Origin of the sequence: Proteus vulgaris, from assembly GCF_011045815.1 — a bacterium.
Classification (GTDB): domain Bacteria; phylum Pseudomonadota; class Gammaproteobacteria; order Enterobacterales; family Enterobacteriaceae; genus Proteus; species Proteus vulgaris_B.
The window spans coordinates 2,306,142-2,323,508 of sequence record NZ_CP047344.1; the positions used below are offsets into that span (position 1 = coordinate 2,306,142).

15 protein-coding genes and 5 tRNA genes are annotated in these 17,367 nt (G+C 35.0%); 5 read left to right on the plus strand and 15 right to left on the minus strand.

What is annotated here, in order from left to right:
- The first annotated feature begins 123 nt into the window (after positions 1-123).
- Positions 124-1,668: a sodium/proton antiporter NhaB gene (gene nhaB / locus GTH24_RS10880; RefSeq protein WP_072068322.1), complete on the plus strand. Its 1,545-nt coding sequence runs from the start codon at positions 124-126 to the stop codon at positions 1,666-1,668.
- Positions 1,669-1,842: 174 nt separating this feature from the next.
- Positions 1,843-2,367: a disulfide bond formation protein DsbB gene (dsbB, locus tag GTH24_RS10885; protein ID WP_072068323.1), complete on the plus strand. Its 525-nt coding sequence runs from the start codon at positions 1,843-1,845 to the stop codon at positions 2,365-2,367.
- Between the two features lie 89 nt (positions 2,368-2,456).
- On the opposite strand, the gene GTH24_RS10890 is transcribed toward dsbB, so the two are convergent.
- The 5 genes from GTH24_RS10890 to GTH24_RS10910 all read right to left on the minus strand — a co-directional run bounded on the left by GTH24_RS10890 (position 2,457) and on the right by GTH24_RS10910 (position 6,358).
- Entirely contained in the window at positions 2,457-2,765 is a 309-nt protein-coding gene (locus GTH24_RS10890) for a putative hemolysin (RefSeq protein WP_072068324.1), read from the minus strand.
- A gap of 33 nt (positions 2,766-2,798) precedes the next feature.
- Positions 2,799-3,131: an SMR family transporter gene (locus GTH24_RS10895; protein ID WP_072068325.1), complete on the minus strand. Its 333-nt coding sequence runs from the start codon at positions 3,129-3,131 to the stop codon at positions 2,799-2,801.
- A gap of 133 nt (positions 3,132-3,264) precedes the next feature.
- Positions 3,265-4,494 carry a sugar transporter gene (locus GTH24_RS10900; RefSeq protein ID WP_072068326.1) on the minus strand — a complete coding sequence of 410 codons (1,230 nt, stop codon included), beginning with the start codon at positions 4,492-4,494 and terminating at the stop codon, positions 3,265-3,267.
- Between the two features lie 460 nt (positions 4,495-4,954).
- A complete protein-coding gene (locus GTH24_RS10905; RefSeq protein ID WP_072068327.1) occupies positions 4,955-5,374 on the minus strand; it encodes a hypothetical protein in 420 nt (139 codons plus the stop codon).
- 198 nt (positions 5,375-5,572) lie between these two features.
- Complete coding sequence (locus tag GTH24_RS10910; protein ID WP_072068328.1) at positions 5,573-6,358, minus strand: class I SAM-dependent methyltransferase; 786 nt, start codon at positions 6,356-6,358, stop codon at positions 5,573-5,575.
- Positions 6,359-6,648: 290 nt separating this feature from the next.
- Here GTH24_RS10910 and copM point away from each other — a divergent pair, with 290 nt between their 5' ends.
- The 3 genes from copM (at position 6,649) to GTH24_RS10925 (ending at position 9,487) form a co-directional block, all read left to right on the plus strand.
- Positions 6,649-7,014 (plus strand): CopM family metallochaperone, encoded by a 366-nt coding sequence (gene copM, locus GTH24_RS10915; protein ID WP_164526403.1) that lies wholly within the window; start codon positions 6,649-6,651, stop codon positions 7,012-7,014.
- Positions 7,015-7,181: 167 nt separating this feature from the next.
- The gene (locus GTH24_RS10920) at positions 7,182-8,093 is read left to right on the plus strand and encodes an AraC family transcriptional regulator (RefSeq protein ID WP_164526404.1); all 912 of its coding nucleotides are present in this window, start codon (positions 7,182-7,184) and stop codon (positions 8,091-8,093) included.
- A 224-nt stretch (positions 8,094-8,317) separates the two neighbouring features.
- Positions 8,318-9,487, plus strand: coding sequence for an iron-containing alcohol dehydrogenase (locus tag GTH24_RS10925; protein ID WP_072068331.1), 1,170 nt, complete (start codon positions 8,318-8,320; stop codon positions 9,485-9,487).
- A gap of 53 nt (positions 9,488-9,540) precedes the next feature.
- Here the strand turns inward: GTH24_RS10925 and GTH24_RS10930 are convergent.
- The 10 genes from GTH24_RS10930 to GTH24_RS10975 all read right to left on the minus strand — a co-directional run bounded on the left by GTH24_RS10930 (position 9,541) and on the right by GTH24_RS10975 (position 17,241).
- Positions 9,541-9,627 (minus strand) — tRNA-Leu (locus GTH24_RS10930).
- Positions 9,628-9,783: 156 nt separating this feature from the next.
- Positions 9,784-9,870 (minus strand) — tRNA-Leu (locus GTH24_RS10935).
- A 127-nt stretch (positions 9,871-9,997) separates the two neighbouring features.
- Positions 9,998-10,084: transfer RNA gene (locus GTH24_RS10940), tRNA-Leu, on the minus strand.
- Between the two features lie 5 nt (positions 10,085-10,089).
- Positions 10,090-10,163: transfer RNA gene (locus GTH24_RS10945), tRNA-Cys, on the minus strand.
- Between the two features lie 25 nt (positions 10,164-10,188).
- A tRNA-Gly gene (locus GTH24_RS10950) sits at positions 10,189-10,264 on the minus strand.
- Between the two features lie 141 nt (positions 10,265-10,405).
- Positions 10,406-10,954, minus strand: coding sequence for a CDP-diacylglycerol--glycerol-3-phosphate 3-phosphatidyltransferase (pgsA, locus tag GTH24_RS10955; protein ID WP_072068332.1), 549 nt, complete (start codon positions 10,952-10,954; stop codon positions 10,406-10,408).
- 55 nt (positions 10,955-11,009) lie between these two features.
- Entirely contained in the window at positions 11,010-12,842 is a 1,833-nt protein-coding gene (gene uvrC, locus GTH24_RS10960) for an excinuclease ABC subunit UvrC (RefSeq protein WP_072068333.1), read from the minus strand.
- Entirely contained in the window at positions 12,826-13,485 is a 660-nt protein-coding gene (locus GTH24_RS10965; RefSeq protein WP_115349896.1) for a LuxR C-terminal-related transcriptional regulator, read from the minus strand. The genes uvrC and GTH24_RS10965 overlap by 17 nt, the downstream gene beginning before the upstream one ends.
- A gap of 220 nt (positions 13,486-13,705) precedes the next feature.
- Positions 13,706-14,110, minus strand: coding sequence for a GFA family protein (locus GTH24_RS10970; RefSeq protein WP_072068334.1), 405 nt, complete (start codon positions 14,108-14,110; stop codon positions 13,706-13,708).
- A 95-nt stretch (positions 14,111-14,205) separates the two neighbouring features.
- Positions 14,206-17,241 carry a DUF2339 domain-containing protein gene (locus tag GTH24_RS10975; protein WP_164526405.1) on the minus strand — a complete coding sequence of 1,012 codons (3,036 nt, stop codon included), beginning with the start codon at positions 17,239-17,241 and terminating at the stop codon, positions 14,206-14,208.
- Positions 17,242-17,367: the final 126 nt, after the last annotated feature.

The following is a 17,367-nucleotide window of genomic DNA, read 5'->3' on the forward strand; positions in this document are numbered from 1 at the left end:
ACCTGATGTAGTTTTATCAATTTATTATTACTAACGCGCTTAATTTCACAGCAATTAACGCGTACTATGGTTAGATCGCGCGTGATTGCGCTTAAAATCTCTGTTTGGAGGATGAGAAACCTAATGGATATGAGTATAAGACAAGCACTACTGAAGAACTTTATGGGAAATTCTCCCGATTGGTATAAGCTTGCTATTCTTACTTTTTTAATTATCAACCCACTGATTTTTTTCTTTGTTGACCCTTTTGTCGCCGGTTGGCTATTAGTTGTAGAATTTATTTTTACACTGGCTATGGCGCTAAAGTGTTACCCATTGCAACCCGGAGGACTACTTGCCATTGAGGCTGTCATTATTGGAATGACTAGCCCAAAACAAATTGGTCATGAAATTGCCAACAACCTTGAAGTTATTTTACTTTTAGTCTTCATGGTTGCGGGTATCTATTTTATGAAGCAATTATTGCTTTTTGCTTTTACCAAATTGCTTTTATCTATTCGTTCTAAACGAATGTTATCTATCGCTTTTTGCTTTGCAAGTGCCTTTTTATCTGCCTTTTTAGATGCTTTAACCGTTATCGCTGTTGTGATCAGTGTTTCTCTCGGTTTCTACTCTATTTATCATAATTTCGCCTCTAACCAAGCAGGAACAGAGCTAAATAATGATGGATTTATTGATACCGCAGAGAAAAAACAAACATTAGAACAATTCCGTGCTTTCTTACGTAGCTTAATGATGCATGCTGGTGTAGGTACTGCATTAGGTGGCGTAATGACCATGGTAGGTGAACCGCAAAACCTGATCATTGCAAAACATTTAGAATGGGATTTTGTGACCTTCTTTATTCGAATGTCACCTGTAACAATCCCTGTTTTCTTTGCAGGCCTTGCTGTGTGCTATTTGGTAGAGCGCTTTAAAATTTTTGGTTATGGCGCTGAATTACCTGATTTAGTTCGTAAAGTTTTAACTGAGTACGATAAGAAAAACAGTGAAAAACGCACTTCTCAAGAAAAAGCACAATTGATGGTTCAAGCATTAATTGGGATCTGGTTAATTGTTGCTTTAGCTCTTCATTTAGCAGAAGTCGGTATTATTGGTTTATCTGTTATCATTCTTGCTACTGCATTTTGTGGTATTACAGAAGAGCATGCGCTCGGCAAAGCATTTGAAGAAGCCTTACCTTTCACTGCGCTATTGACCGTTTTCTTCTCTATTGTTGCTGTTATTATTGACCAACAATTATTCGGTCCAATTATTCAGTTTGTACTCCAAGCTTCAGAGTCCTCACAGCTCTCTCTCTTCTATCTGTTTAATGGTCTATTGTCTGCTATTTCAGATAACGTTTTTGTGGGTACTGTATATATCAGCGAAGCCTTAACAGCTTTACAAGATGGATTAATTAGTCAATCACAATATGAACATATTGGTGTTGCTATTAATACAGGTACAAACTTACCTTCTGTTGCCACACCTAATGGCCAAGCAGCATTCCTATTTTTATTAACCTCTGCGTTATCTCCGCTTATTCGTTTATCATATGGACGAATGGTAATAATGGCTCTGCCATATACTATTGTAATGACATTATTTGGTTTACTGGCAGTTGAATTCTGGCTAGTTCCTACAACACATTGGTTTTATGAAATAGGCTTAGTTGCTATTCCATAACAATAGTTCTACAGTTACACCACATAAATAGGGCTTTTACTTGATAAAAGTCCTATTTTTTTCATTAAAAGAAGGTTGAATGTAAATATTTGTGAAATAACAGGTTTTAACTTTTTTTGCGCTTGAATTTTGGGCAAAATAGACACTTATTTTAATATTTAAATGGACATTATTATGCTGACTGCTCTTCGTCACTGGTCACAACGCCGTTTTTCATGGCTATTGCTTGCATTAACAGCAATAGGTCTTGAAGGTGCTGCATTGTATTTTCAGTACGGAATGGAATTAATGCCTTGTGTGATGTGCGTTTATCAACGCATCGCAGTATTAGGAATATTAGTTGCCGCATTCATTGGTGCAAGCGCCCCCCAAATGGCACTCATGCGTATGGCAGGTAGTTTTTTATGGCTTTATTCAGCTTACCGAGGCATTGAGCTGGCTTGGGAGCATACGCAACTTATTCTTAATCCATCACCTTTTGCAACATGTGATTTCTTTGTCACATTACCTTCTTGGTTTGCATTACAAGATTGGTTCCCTGCTGTATTCCAAGCAACGGGTGACTGCTCTGTCAGCCAATGGCAATTCTTAACATTAGAAATGCCACAGTGGATGCTGATTATTTTCTCTGCTTACTTTGTTGTGGGTCTATTGGTCTTAATGAGCCAAATCACTAGTTCTTTTAAATCAAAAGAATAAAAAAACAGCCCTTAGTGTGTTGCTAAGGGCTATTTATTTTCGCAAAATAAGGCTTAAATATTGACTAAATAATATGCTTTAATTCAGTTTTAACCTGGAATACACGCACCTTCAATCAATGCCTGTTCACTACAGCGTTTACCATTAGCAAATTGACACACTGGTGTCTGCCCACCATGTAATTCATAGTTTAAAGAAGGTATCCCTCCTGAAAAAACACATGTTGCCTTAGCCGATTCATCTAAAGGAACACTAAGACTTGTTGCCGGTATTGTTCTGCTTTTATTCACTGCTTGTGTTGATGAATATTGTGTCTGGGTTGAACTACTGCATCCTGCAATAAAACCCAAGCCAGCTAACATAAACAGATAATATGTTGTTTTAAATTTTTTTTGCATCAAAGACACCCTAATGTCGGCTGTTATTCACTATTAGTGTGAAGCACTTTTTGAAAGTAAGTTTATGACTAAAACACCAGCAATAATCAATCCCATACCAATAATGGCTGGTAAATCAAGTTTTTGTTGATAAATAAAAACTGCCGCAACAGAAACTAACACTATCCCTAAACCACTCCATATTGCATAAGCAATACCCAATGGCATTACCCTTACCACTTGAGAAAGTGCCCAAAAAGAAAAACAATAGCCAATGACAACAACAATTGATGGATATAGTCGACTAAAGCCTTCAGAAGCTTTTAACATTGTTGTCGCAATTACTTCCGATATAATCGCCAACATTAGGTAAGTTAATCCATTCATTTTTTCGCCTTAATCTTATACAAAGTCAATTTTGTGAATTCTATCACAAGCCATATTGAGGATATTCATCTACAACAAATAAAAAAGGCATCTTTCATATTGAATAGACGCCTTTTAAAATAAAAATACTTATTTAGTGTTTGTGAAGCTGATTCTTTTTACGAGGTTTTCCCCCCATAGAAACGCGATAACGGCTAAAAATAAAGCCACACAAAATAACAGCAATAATGCTTAATATCATGCCTGCATAACCCATGTTTGGCATACCCGCATGTAAGATAACTTGATTACCAATCAAAGCCCCAGCACCAATACCAATATTAAAAATACCGGAGTAAATAGACATCGCAATATCTGTTGCATCTGGAGCTAAATCAATCACTTTAACTTGCATACCTAGGCCGATACACATAAAGCCAATCCCCCAAAATATAATCAACACAATAAATGTCGTTAAATTTTGGCTGCTTATCATTAATAAACTTAGGCAAGCAGTAAGTAAAATGAGTGCAAAGAATAAAAAAGATGTTGGCATTTTGGCGCTGTAACGACTAAATAGCACACTACCAATAATGCCAGCACCACCAAAAATAAGTAAAACTAACGTAGCAAAGTTTTGATCTAATTTTGCAATATCAATAACAAAAGGCTCGATATAACTATAAGCCGTAAAATGTGCGGTAACAGCAATAACTGTTAACAAGAAAATCCCCATTAATGGCCCACGTTTTAATAATACAGGTACACTTTTTAATGATCCTGAATGCTCACTGGGTAATAAAGGCAAATAACGCATTAACGCAAACATGGTAATTAAAGCTAAAACACCAATTCCCATAAATGTTGCACGCCATCCTAACCATTGTCCAACAACACGCCCAATGGGTAAACCAAGAACCGTAGCTAATGCTGTTCCTGTTGCTAATAAGCCTAATGCCTGTGCTCGTTTACCAGGGGGCGCTACTCTAATTGCCAATGAGGCAGTAATAGACCAAAAAACTGCATGAGAAAAAGCAACGCCTATACGCCCTGCAATCAACGATTTAAAATCCCATGCAATACCAGACAAAATATGACTTAAAATAAAAAGAATAAATAAGATAATAAGTAACTTACGGCGTTCAACTTTACTTGTCATTATCATTAATGGTAATGACATTAAAGCAACCACCCAAGCATATATGGTGATCATTAAACCTGTTTGAGCTGGGATCATTCCAAAGCTTTCAGAAATATCACTTAACAGAGCAACCGGAACAAATTCTGTTGTGTTAAAAACGAAAGCTGCAAACGACAATATTATTACCCTGATCCAGGCTGTTTGGCGGCTTACTTCATTTATGTTTGGTGTTGCGATATTCATAATTAATCGATGCTTTCTTAAATAATATTGATGTATATATTATTGTTTTATAATATAAGCCTTCATATAACTCGCTTTGCCTACTTACTCTAAAGAGCTTAAATTTATTGGTAATAATAAAATGGCATAAATACAAAAAATGCGTTTTTTAAAAACAAAAAACAAACCAAATTATAACTAAATTTCATAGCTAAAGCGAATCAGCTATCAATTTTAGCATATTCATCTTATGACTTTAAATCCCTAGTACAACTTCTTTTTAACGTTAACATATTCTCAGCATGTTAAATTGTAGATATAAATATCTCATTCGCAATCTGATTAAAATAATAAAAATAAACAAATCCGAGTAAAAATAAGTAGGCTATTCATTGAATTAAGATAAGAAATATTAATTTATTTATTAAAAAAATTCTTATATTGAGATAAAAAATGAATAAAAACAGGAAGGATATATCAATTACTGGCTTAAATTATCAATAACTTGAATTGCTTGCTCGCAAGCTATGTTTCTTGTGGGCGAAGTTGATTCATCAAAAGCATTTTTAATAGTAGCAATTTGTTCAACAGCCGATCGAGGCAAAATTAAACGCCCATTAGAAAGCGCGCTATCAACCTCATTTAACTTTTGAGCTAATTGCTGACAACTACCATTATTCTCTTTTGATTTATAGATAGCCATAAGCGTATCGCGTTTTGCTTCTACAGTAGAAATAGTTTCGCTCATTTTTGATGATGAATTTTCAATGACTTCACGACCTTCATTCCAAATTTCAGCCGTTGTTTCTTTAAATACAGACACCATTAAAATAGCAATAAAAATAGCCAACATGATTGTCAGTGATAAAAGTCCTCCTGCAATAATAAGTATCTGTTTCATCTTTAACTCCACATATTAGTTATCTCTGTTTTTAATATATATAGTTTAAATAAATCAGGTTCAATCTGGATTACGATTCTTTTTATTTTTTACATTTTATTACCGAGATATACAGTTCTAATTACTATTATTTTTATAAAAAATAAGCACCTAATTGTAGGTGCTTATAATCAATATATAAATTTATCTTGATAAAAATCATTTTTTAGAACAACACGCAATATAATTTAAATGATGCCGATTTTCTCTAAAAAAACGAAACATGGATAAAAACCTTTCTCTATTCTGTTTGTTTTTTAATCCATTTTTAATTATTTTTGCTGTTCTAAGTAAACCTTCATCACGGATCAAACCTGTAGGTGACATTAAACTCATATTGCCTGATTTTATTTTTACTTCTGAAAACCCAATATTAATAAACAAGTCATGCCACTCTTGTTTAAACATAGGAGCCACGTTCGATTTCACTACCCCGATTAAATTATCTTTATCTACGTCATTATTTTTTTTCATAATATCATGTGTTAATAATAAACCACCGGGTTTTAAAACACGATAATATTCTTTTACTAATTTAGCTTTGGCTTTATCCGCATACATTGTCAACATCGCTTCATTTAAAACAACATCAAAGCTATTGTCGGGAAAAGGCAGAGATAAGGCATTGGCTTTCGTTAGCTGAATCAAATGTGATAACTTCGCATTTTCAACATTACGTTGTGCATTAGCTAATGCTTTTTCATCCATGTCTATAGCAATAATATGACAACCATATTTTTGCGCTATTTCAATTGACGTTGTCGCCATATTACATGCAATCTCTAAAACATAGCTTGAGGATGTAAAATGCCCGTTATTAATTAACCAATCAGAAGCCTCCACCCCTCCCGGTCTTAAGCGTGTTTTTCCTAAACTAGCTAAAAAAGTATGGCCTGCTTTTGACTGCTCTTGAGATATAGATTGTGTTGTTGTTTGAGTTTCCATATTGCCACCCATAAAGTTGCATCAATAATGCAACTTTATAATAAAAAACATTTGTTGGGAATAGTTATCATTACTTTTCTCTTTCTTTATAAAGAAAATCTTAAAGCACACAATAAATAAATTTTTAACTGTAAGATGAAATTTATTGAAATAGAAGGAGTTAAACAAATTACTCTGTAATTGCGTCATTAAAAGTAAAGAATATTAAACTTTGGATAACAACATTGACCTTCCCCTAAGGGGAATCTTTAAAGTGATAACAATTTCACGATAAAGTAAAGGAAACTGTTATGAAAAAGATTTTACCTGCCACTATTATTTTAATGAGTGCTATTTCTTTTGGTGCAATGGCAAACAATACACATATGAATATGGATGCATCGCATAATAACTCTCCAATGCAAAAAGAGCTCAATGAATCTATGAATAAAATGCATGCTGAGATGGCAAAAGGAATGAACACTGATAATGCAGATGTTGCTTTTGCTGATGGCATGATTGCCCACCATTTAGGTGCCATTGATATGGCTAAAATTGAATTAAAATATGGTACAGATCCTGAGATGCGCAAGCTAGCTCAAGCCATTATTGATGCTCAAGGCCCTGAAATTGAACAAATGCAAAAATGGTTAGAAAAAAATAAAACTAATAAATAATAGACTTATATGGGCTATGGTCTTTCGGATCATAGTCCATTTTATTTTTAACATTTCCTGCCAAACTTCCTATTCAAGCTAAATCAAATAATTGTCTAATATTCATCTCATACATTATAATTTTATTATTAGAGTATATTCTTGGCGTTACCCTGTATGGAGTCTACATGAATAATAGAGAAAACATGGCGTTATTAACCCAAAAACTTGCCATGCAAATTGCAAAGTGGACTCACAATACGCATTATTTTGATACCCAAATTCCAGGATTAGCATTAACGCACTGGACTTCCCCTACCTCTATTACCAGTCATACACATAAATCAGGTATATGCTTAATTGCTCAAGGTGAAAAAAGAGTGATTTTAGGAGAAGAAAGTTTTATTTATGATGCCAACCATTTTTTAATTTCTTCCATCGAGCTTTCTGTAATGGCAAATATTATGAAAGCCAGTGAGGATAAACCTTTTTTAGGGCTTGTAATGGAATTAGATCTACAAGAAATATCTCAACTGATTGTTGATAGTGAATTAATATTTAATTTAAATTCAAGCGCTCAAAAAGGAATTGCGATTGGTGAATTATCAGAACCCCTATTAAATGCATTTATTCGCTTGCTCGATCTTCTGAATACCCCTGATAGTATTAAAATTCTTGCTCCAGGTATAAAACGTGAGATTTTTTATCGTTTACTGATCACAGAGCAAGGTGAGCGATTAAATCAAATCGTTACAGCAGGTAGTCATAGCCATCAAATATCAAAAGCCGTTGATTGGTTAAAAAATAACTTTATAAAACCACTAAATATTAATGAATTAGCGTCATACACAGGAATGAGTAAATCTGCTTTTTATACTCATTTTCGGACAATGACATCAATGACACCACTTCAATTTCAAAAAAAACTTCGCCTTAACGAAGCTCGACGATTAATGTTGACTGAAAACTTAGGTGCAATAACAACAACATTTCGTGTCGGCTATGAAAGCCCGTCTCAATTCAGTCGTGAATATAGTCGGTTATTTGGAGCACCTCCTGCAACTGATATTAAAATGCTCAAAGAATCTAATAATGTTTGAATATAATCACTTTTCATAATCTCAATCGATTTATTTTATTTATTATTACTTTTTTAGTTTTTTGGAAAATTAGGCAAGAGACTAAGAAGATCGGACATTCATATCTAAATGCGAAAGCGATAGCATTTATATCAACAGAAAAGAAGCTATATCTCTTGAAGTTGAAAAATAGACTATACTTCAATGAGATAGCTATCAACTTAATATTGCAATAGGATATCAAAATGCAACTCGATTTCACTTACTACAATCCGACAACCATTCATTTTGGTAAGAACTCTCTTGCTAAATTAAATGATGAGTTATCACATTATGGCGAAACCATCATGCTGATGTATGGCCGTAATGCTATCAAATCTAATGGCCTTTATGACGAAGTCATGGCAATACTTAAACATGCAGGAAAAAAAGTAGTTGAGTTATCTGGTGTTATGCCCAATCCAACCTATGCGAAAATGATGGAAGGTGCTCAATTAGTACGTGAACATAATGTCAGCTTAATTTTAGCTGTGGGTGGAGGTTCCGTTATTGATTGTGCTAAAGGTATCTCTGTTTCTGCCTATTGTGAAAATGAAGATCCTTTCCAAAAGTATTGGGTTGAATATCAAGAAATTGAAAATAAAACTGTTCCTGTTGCATCAATTCTTACTATGGTAGGAACAGGCTCTGAAATGAATGGCGGTTCAGTCATTACGCATGAAGAAACAAAATATAAAATTGGCCGTGTTTTTCCTGCCAATGTATTTCCTAAGTTTTCAATTTTAGATCCAGAATATACCTTTACGGTTTCTCAATACCAAATGGTGAGTGGTGTATACGACACGATGTCCCATCTGATGGAACAATATTTTTCAGATCAAGGCGCAAATACAACCGATTATTTAATTGAAGGTTTATTAAAATCTTCTATTGATAATTTGCGTATCGCACTTAAAAATCCAACTGATTATGAAGCAAGAAGTAACCTAATGTGGAATGCAACTCTGGCATTAAACACTTTGACAGGGCTTTCAAAAACACAAGATTGGCAAGTTCATATGATTGAACATCAATTGGGGGCTTATACCGATTGCGCCCATGGAATGGGGCTTGCTGCAATTTCTCTACCTTATTATCGTTTTATCTATAAATTCGGCATTGAAAAATTTGTACGCTTTGCCACCCAAGTGTGGGGGATTTCTGCTGAAGGTAAAACTCAAGATCAAATTGCACTTGAAGGTATTGATGCACTTGAACGCTTCACAAAAGAGTGCGGTATTGTAACTTCATTAGAAGCACTAGGTGCAACAAAAGAGATGCTACCTATAATTGCTCAATCCACAACAATTATTGGCAAAGGTTATAAAAAGTTAACAACTAAAGATGTACTTGCTATCTTAGAAAACTGTTTTTAATACGATTTAAATAAGCAAAAAAAAACGGACCTCATCGAGGTCCGTTTTTTATATGGTGCCCAGGGCGGGACTTGAACCCGCACAGCCTTACAGCCGAGGGATTTTAAATCCCTTGTGTCTACCGATTTCACCACCTGGGCTAAATTGTATTTACTCGTTACAAATAATATTGTTAATAAAACAAGGTAACAAATAAATTTAAAACATTTACATCTAAAACAACTAACTAATATTTTTCTTTCACTAAATGTGTAGTGGAAGAAAAAACGGACCTAAATTAAGGTCCGCATTTTATATGGTGCCCAGGGCGGGACTTGAACCCGCACAGCCTTACAGCCGAGGGATTTTAAATCCCTTGTGTCTACCGATTTCACCACCTGGGCTAAATTCTGTGGTGCGCCCGTAAATTCTTATTACTAAGATAAATACTGGTATGGACGACTTAACTATTACACAATGCCATTCATTAATGGACTTTTCTTTTGCACCAAACTCTTTATCTAAAAGAGATGGTGCCCAGGGCGGGACTTGAACCCGCACAGCCTTACAGCCGAGGGATTTTAAATCCCTTGTGTCTACCGATTTCACCACCTGGGCATTAATGGAGGCGCGTCCCGGAATCGAACCGAGGTACACGGATTTGCAATCCGCTGCATGACCACTCTGCCAACGCGCCTCAACTGCTCAATCTCATGAGAGATTGGAGCGGGAAACGAGACTCGAACTCGCGACCCCAACCTTGGCAAGGTTGTGCTCTACCAACTGAGCTATTCCCGCTTTACCGAACTTGCTGATTTACTTATTTATTTCTGTAAACCGTTGTGCCTTTCGATGCGTTGCATTCTACTGATTTCCTGAATCTAGTCAACACTATATTTGCATCTTTTTGACTGTTCGGTGAATTTTCAGTCATTTCGATCAAGCTTCACGCAAATCTGACCATGCAGCACTCAAATATTGAAACATTGACCAGAAAGTCAACACGGTTGCGACATACAATAATGCAAATCCAAACCATTCTGCTTCAACCGTAGGGCGCCATAATAACACAACTAACGATCCCATTTGTGCGGTTGTCTTCACTTTTCCAATCCAAGAAACAGCAACACTGTTGCGTTTCCCTAATTCTGCCATCCACTCTCTTAATGAAGAGATAATTATCTCACGAGCGATCATGGTTGCTGCTGGTAAAGTTATCCACCACTCATGATAATACTCTGTAATTAAAACAAGTGCAGTTGCAACCATTACTTTATCTGCCACTGGGTCAAGAAAAGCCCCAAAGCGAGTAGTTTGTTTCAATCTACGTGCTAAAAAGCCATCAAACCAATCAGTTGCAGCGGCTACCATAAAAATAATAGCACATACTAATGGCGCATCTTTGAATGGTAAATAGAACACCAAAACAAAGAATGGGATTAAAGCGACACGAAATAGAGTTAGCCAAGTTGGGATATTTAGTTGCATAGCGTTCTACACGACCTAGAAAAGTGAGAGTTATTAATATGGTGCATCAATACACTTAGTGTTTCAACGCATTAAATATTTTTTCTGCTAATGCTGTCGAAATTGTGGGGACTTTCGCAATTTCTTCTACACTTGCATCTCGTAAAGCTTGTAGCCCTCCCATATATTTCAATAGCATTTGACGACGTTTAGGTCCCACACCTTCAATAGACTCTAATGAGCTAGTATTTTTCACTTTCGCTCTACGTTGACGATGCCCAGTTATTGCATGACGATGCGACTCATCACGTATATGTTGGATCAAATGCAACGCGGGTGAATCAGAAGGTAATGCCATTCCTTCACCTTCAGGGACAAAAAACAAGGTTTCAAGCCCTGCTTTACGATCACTCCCTTTTGCAACACCAATTAATTTAGGGTGTGACTTATCCCAATCAACATCCAGAGAATCAAATACCTCTATTGCTTGTGCTAATTGCCCTTTACCACCATCAATAAAGATAATATCAGGAACTTTATTTTCTTCTAATGATTTACCATAACGTCGAGTGAGTACTTGATTCATCGCCGCATAATCATCACCAGGAGTAATACCATTAATATTATAACGCCTATATTCCGATTTTAATGGGCCATTCATGTCAAATACTACACATGAAGCCACAGTTTGTTCTCCCATAGTGTGACTAATATCAAAACATTCCATTCGTTTTATCTCTTTCATATCAAGAAAAGACATCAATGAGGCATAGCGTTGTGAAATTGTCGATTGTTCGACTTGTTTTGAAGCTAATGCTGTTGCTGCATTCGTTCTAGCTAATTTCAAATAACGCGCTCTATCACCACGAGGTTTAGTTTGAATTTGAATTTTTCGCCCTGCAATAGATGAGATTGATTCAGAAAGGATCGCTTTATCTTCCAAATTAAAATCGAGCAGAATTTCAGTCGGCAAGGTTCTAATAGCACTTCCTTGCAAATAAAATTGACCAATAAAAGTTTGAACTACCTCATCAAGTGAAGTATTTGCTGGAATTTTAGGAAAATAACTTCGGCTTCCCAATACTTTACCTTGTCGGAAAAAGAGAACATACACACAGGCAATTGCGCCATTAAAAGCAACACTAATCACATCAAGATCATCACCAATATTGGCAACAAATTGTTTTTCCGTTACTTGTCTTACGGCTTGAATTTGATCACGAATACGTGCCGCTTCTTCAAAGCGTAAATCTTGGCTTGCTTCTTCCATACGAGTCACAAGCCCTTCAATCACTTGTGTATCATCGCCAGAAAGGAAAAGCCGTACATAATTAACTTGTTGAGCATATTCTTCATCTGAAACATAACCTTTCACACAAGGTGCAAGACAGCGGCCAATTTGATACTGTAAACAAGGCCTTGAACGATTGCGATACACACTGTCTTCACATTGACGAATAGGAAATAGTTTTTGCATCAATGCTAAGGTTTCTCTTACTGCAAAAGAGTTAGGAAAAGGCCCAAAATATTCCCCTTTTGCATGCTTTGCACCACGGTAGCTAGCTAGTCTTGGGTGTTTATCCCCACTTAAATAAATATAAGGGTAAGATTTATCATCTCGTAATAACACATTATAACGAGGTTGATAGCGCTGAATGTAACTATGCTCTAGCAACAATGCTTCTGTTTCTGTATGTGTAATAGTCACATCAATATTTGCAATACACTTAACCAATGCCTCGGTTTTACGGCTATTTACTTGCGCACGAAAATAACTCGAAAGCCTCTTTTTCAGATCTTTGGCTTTACCGACATAAATTACAGTATCTGTTGCATCATACATTCGATAAACACCTGGTTTATCAGTGACTCGACTTAAGAATGCTTTGGCGTCAAATTTGTCTTCCACTTTGTAAATGACTCTCTATCTCAATTAACCCATAACGTATTGCTATATGAGTTAATTCTACATCACCTGAGATTTTAAGTTTACTAAACATTCGATAACGGTAACTATTTACTGTTTTTGTATTGAGATTTAACTCATCTGCAATTTGTGTGATTTTTTTTCCTCTAATTATCATAGACATGACTTGCAGCTCTCTTTCAGATAAATGATGTAATGGATTCAAATTTTTTTGTAATTTAGCCAGTGCAATATCCATAGCAAACTCTTGACTTAAATAACGCTGGCCAATACATACTTGTCGAATGGCTTGAAGAATATTTTCACACGAGGCATCTATGACCACAAAGCCTTCAATTCCTAATTGAAGAAGTGGTATAGATAAAATGGAATCAGTACTAGGTGAAATAACTATAATTTTAATTGATAATAATGAACGTTTAATCCTTTTTATTGAATCAATTAATGAAACAGAAGGAGATGAGTAGATAATAATAAGATTAACAGAAAACTGACGACAATAGCGGAATGCTTCTGTCTCATCAGTCATGATTTTTCTAATATTGATTTTTTTGATTTGACTAAGAAGTGTTTTTATTCCCAAGCTAAATAACTCAGCCTGACTTATTATTATTGTGTTTATCAATAATCTGTCCTTTTTAATTAAAGCATTAAAAAACCTGTGTTTATTTAAAACCTAATTATCATATTGCATTGCTCATTAACATTCTAGTTTTTTACCAACCTTATCTTATTTTCATTAAATTAATATCATTAACTGCTCAGATATAAATAAAGGCCCGTATAAACGAGCCTTTATTATAATCAAAAATTTAAATACAAAAAATCAATAAATAGCGCCAATATTATTTATTAAACATATCCATAATATCTTTTTCTGTAAGCATCGGCGTTTTTTCCACAAAATTATAATAGTGAGGTTTATTATCTATATAAATTTGTAGAGTAAGCTTGCTTTCTTTTGTTTCAGAAAACAATCCTGCTGATACATAATAAATGTTGGCTTCTTTCAGATGATAAAAAAGATGAGAACCGCAGCGCTTACAAAATGCCCTCTCACCCCATAATGATGAATCATAACGTATGATATTTTCTTCACCTTCGATATTCAAATCTGACTGACAATCAATAGAAAATCCAGGGCCACCATTCCAACGTAAACACATACTGCAATGGCAAACACTGAGCTCAGAGATATTTCGTGTGGTTGACAATTTAACACCACCACACAGACATTGGCCTTGATGCATTGATACTTTCCTCTTCTTTTTAAATCATGCATAAATTTTTAAGATTATATGCATGATTTAGTTCCCCAAATAAGTATTTTTAAACGCAAATATTCCTACGCTTTTGTCTTCTGATTTTGCTTTTTAGGCGGTAATGGTGAGAAATAACCGATAAACAAAATCAGTATAGCAACACCAATGAAGGCCAATGCTCTAAGTAATCCACTACTTAATGATGTATCAATGAAGAAGAGTTTAGCGATGACAACTGCTAATAACCCACCACCAATAAACCAACTTGAACGTGATTTTTGGCGTGTTGCCATCATCATCGTCACTACCGCAACAATTGCCCAGATAATAGCTAATACTGTTTGGATCACTTTAGAGTTAATGATCTCATACATTGTCCAGTCAATATCAGTAGTAAAGGCTAATCCTCTTAATAAAATTCCATTAGCCCACCAGAAAATCACCGCGGGAATAATATAATTGTATAATGGAAAATTATTTTGTAATAACTGTTGATATTTAGGAGACTGTTTCATTACTGAAATAAATTTATAGCCAACCCATATCCCCACAATTCCCATGAGATCCATCAAATTAAAGAGTGGTATAAATTTAACACCACTTTCAGTACCATTATTCATATTGGCAAAAATTAAAGAAAGAGCAAGTAAGGCTAAAACAGGTACTGTTATTACTAAATAAGTATTTAGATATGCTTTAATCCAACTAACTCTTGTAACAAGTATGATGCTTATTGCTATATATAAGCTTATGGAAAAAATAACACTGGCAAAATGTAGGCTGACATAAAGATAAGTAGTATCCATTAGCCAAATTATTTCAGTGAATAAGAACAAACCAATAAAAACAAGATGCATAACATGAATTAATGCTTTATTTAACCTTTGTGTAGGCAATAATGTATTAACCTTAAGTAAATAGAAGCCACTCGCAAATATTGCTATCCATACAATGGCACTGAACCAATTGTTAATTAATGATCCAGCTAGGAAAATGTACACTAACATAATCAGTGCTGACATTGGCCACAATAAAACAGAGCAACTCGCTAATTCAGAGAATTGTGTTTTTTTACCTATAAAATACATTCCCCAACAACTAATAAGAATAAAAGCAAAAGTAATGGCTTTCGCACTCGGAGAGAACCAATATTCGCTATACTCTTGTAAAGTAAATACGCAATATCCCCAACTCACCGCAGCAATAAATAGAGTTACATATCCAATAGTACGGTTATCGATATTAATAAATTTAGCTCGATACCACAGTATCGCCACTGCAAATACAACAATCATTTGTGTTATAAACATTAGCCAATCACTTAACGAAATAACACGCATGTTAAATAGTAGAACAAAGGAAATAGCAACTAAAATAGTCCCAGCAATAGCTGGTTTCTTTTGTTGCTGTAAAACAGAAAACGCAAGGATCATAACGCCTTCAATTGCCCATACCATAGATGTCCATTCAGCAGAGAAAGCAAATGGTACGGCTAAAGTAGCAAATGTGGCTGATAGCATAAAGAAAGCAATAGCCAGTAATTTACCCTCTTCGCGATAGCGTTTAAGGACAAACCAACTTAACGCAAAATAGGCTAATCCATAAAGAGATGAAGCAATAGCAACACCGTATTCCCATTCTGATGCTAATCGGTGTTGGAAGATAAAACCAATCAATGGTGTACCGAATAATAATGTGGCATCAAAAGAAATATTGAGTCTCAGCTTATTTTTTAATGTTGAAAGTTCCGTTGCAACACCAAAAATCAACCAATTTGCAATTAAAAATATCTGACAAGGTAAATAATCGGTATGAGCGTAATTCGGTATTGCCCATATAAAACCGATACCAAAAGTAAAAATAAAACCAATAAGATTTAATAAACGCCAAACTTGCCAATGGCTAATAATAAGAATGCCAATGGAAAGAATAAGATAATAGCTAAACAATGCAATATAATTACCACTACCCGTAGACAATAAAACAGGTGCTAAATAACCGCCTAATGAAGCTAATACCGCTAAACTAATCGCTCGATGAAGAACAGCTAAAATAACACTGACTATACAAATAAACACCATAATGGCTAACGCGATGCCAATAGGAATAAAATCATAAATTTTGGTCGCTGCAAAAATCGTGATATACAGCCCACCAATTCCGCCTCCTTGCAAAATCAGTGCATACATCAGATTTTTCTTTCTAAGCCACCAGCCGAGACCTAATAAGACCAAGCATCCTGTTCCAGCCATCATTAAACGTGTTGATGCTGAGACAAGCTCATTCTCAATACTGTATTTAAGTAAATAAGATAGACCAAAAAAGAGTAATAACATCCCTATTTTAGCTAACGGATTTCCTGTTACTACCCAATTCCAAATAAGTCCCAAAATCGATTTCTGTTGACGTTTTGGGCGAGGATTTAAAGCGGGTCTATATTGTGATGCCGGTCTGGCTTGAGCTATTGTTGTACCTAAATTATCAGTTTGAGCGCCAGATTGATTAGCTCTCGCTACATTCACACTGTTCTCTGGTAGTGGAGTGGGCGAAATTTCATTTGGTGTGTTTTTTGGCTCGTTTTGATAACGATGGGCAAAACGGCTCGTTGAAATTTTAGGTTGGTAAGGTTTTGGTTCCTGCTTAGAGAAGGTTGACTTATTGGTGTGTGGATCTTCCACATTAAGTGCTTTGCTAATAGAAGTATCTGCGATCGGGGGTTGTTCTTTAGGAGAAACTTTATCAAATGTCGTTTCTCTTGATACTTGTGCTTGTTGATAAACAGGTGGCTCTTTATTTTCAACCTTATTTTGTATTTCTTCTGTTTTGTTAATGAATGTACTTGTTTTAGGTTGATAACTTGATGAAGTTGATTTTGGCTCCCTTTTTATTTCACACGATAAATCGCCTATTTCATTTTTATTATCATCAATCTCTGCACTCTCATTTGCAGAGCTATTTTTATTTAAAAACTTAAGTAATTTAGCTTGTTGTTCGGTAAGCTTTTCTTCAAGTTGCTTAATTCGATACAACAATGAATTAGTATTTGTATAGGTATGATATTGCCAATACAAAGATACCACGACAAATATCGTAACAATGAGCGTCAGAAAATCATCCATCAACCTAATCCTTTTGCATAATACACCATGTATTTTTTATCTCTTAACCTTAGTTATACTTTAATTTTCACAGATTTATCTTAGTTTATTCCTAAATAATCAATTTCAAGAACTCTTGATTTAAAC

What these genes read in the sequence shown, in the direction of transcription:
- GTH24_RS10900 (WP_072068326.1), bottom strand. Translation starts at nt 4,494, where the DNA reads ATGAATATCGCAACACCAAACATAAATGAAGTAAGCCGCCAAACAGCC.
- nhaB (WP_072068322.1), top strand. Translation starts at nt 124, where the DNA reads ATGGATATGAGTATAAGACAAGCACTACTGAAGAACTTTATGGGAAAT.
- dsbB (WP_072068323.1), top strand. Translation starts at nt 1,843, where the DNA reads ATGCTGACTGCTCTTCGTCACTGGTCACAACGCCGTTTTTCATGGCTA.
- GTH24_RS10890 (WP_072068324.1), bottom strand. Translation starts at nt 2,765, where the DNA reads ATGCAAAAAAAATTTAAAACAACATATTATCTGTTTATGTTAGCTGGC.
- GTH24_RS10925 (WP_072068331.1), top strand. Translation starts at nt 8,318, where the DNA reads ATGCAACTCGATTTCACTTACTACAATCCGACAACCATTCATTTTGGT.
- pgsA (WP_072068332.1), bottom strand. Translation starts at nt 10,954, where the DNA reads ATGCAACTAAATATCCCAACTTGGCTAACTCTATTTCGTGTCGCTTTA.
- GTH24_RS10910 (WP_072068328.1), bottom strand. Translation starts at nt 6,358, where the DNA reads ATGGAAACTCAAACAACAACACAATCTATATCTCAAGAGCAGTCAAAA.
- GTH24_RS10970 (WP_072068334.1), bottom strand. Translation starts at nt 14,110, where the DNA reads ATGCATCAAGGCCAATGTCTGTGTGGTGGTGTTAAATTGTCAACCACA.
- copM (WP_164526403.1), top strand. Translation starts at nt 6,649, where the DNA reads ATGAAAAAGATTTTACCTGCCACTATTATTTTAATGAGTGCTATTTCT.
- GTH24_RS10920 (WP_164526404.1), top strand. Translation starts at nt 7,182, where the DNA reads ATGAATAATAGAGAAAACATGGCGTTATTAACCCAAAAACTTGCCATG.
- GTH24_RS10895 (WP_072068325.1), bottom strand. Translation starts at nt 3,131, where the DNA reads ATGAATGGATTAACTTACCTAATGTTGGCGATTATATCGGAAGTAATT.
- GTH24_RS10975 (WP_164526405.1), bottom strand. Translation starts at nt 17,241, where the DNA reads ATGGATGATTTTCTGACGCTCATTGTTACGATATTTGTCGTGGTATCT.
- GTH24_RS10905 (WP_072068327.1), bottom strand. Translation starts at nt 5,374, where the DNA reads ATGAAACAGATACTTATTATTGCAGGAGGACTTTTATCACTGACAATC.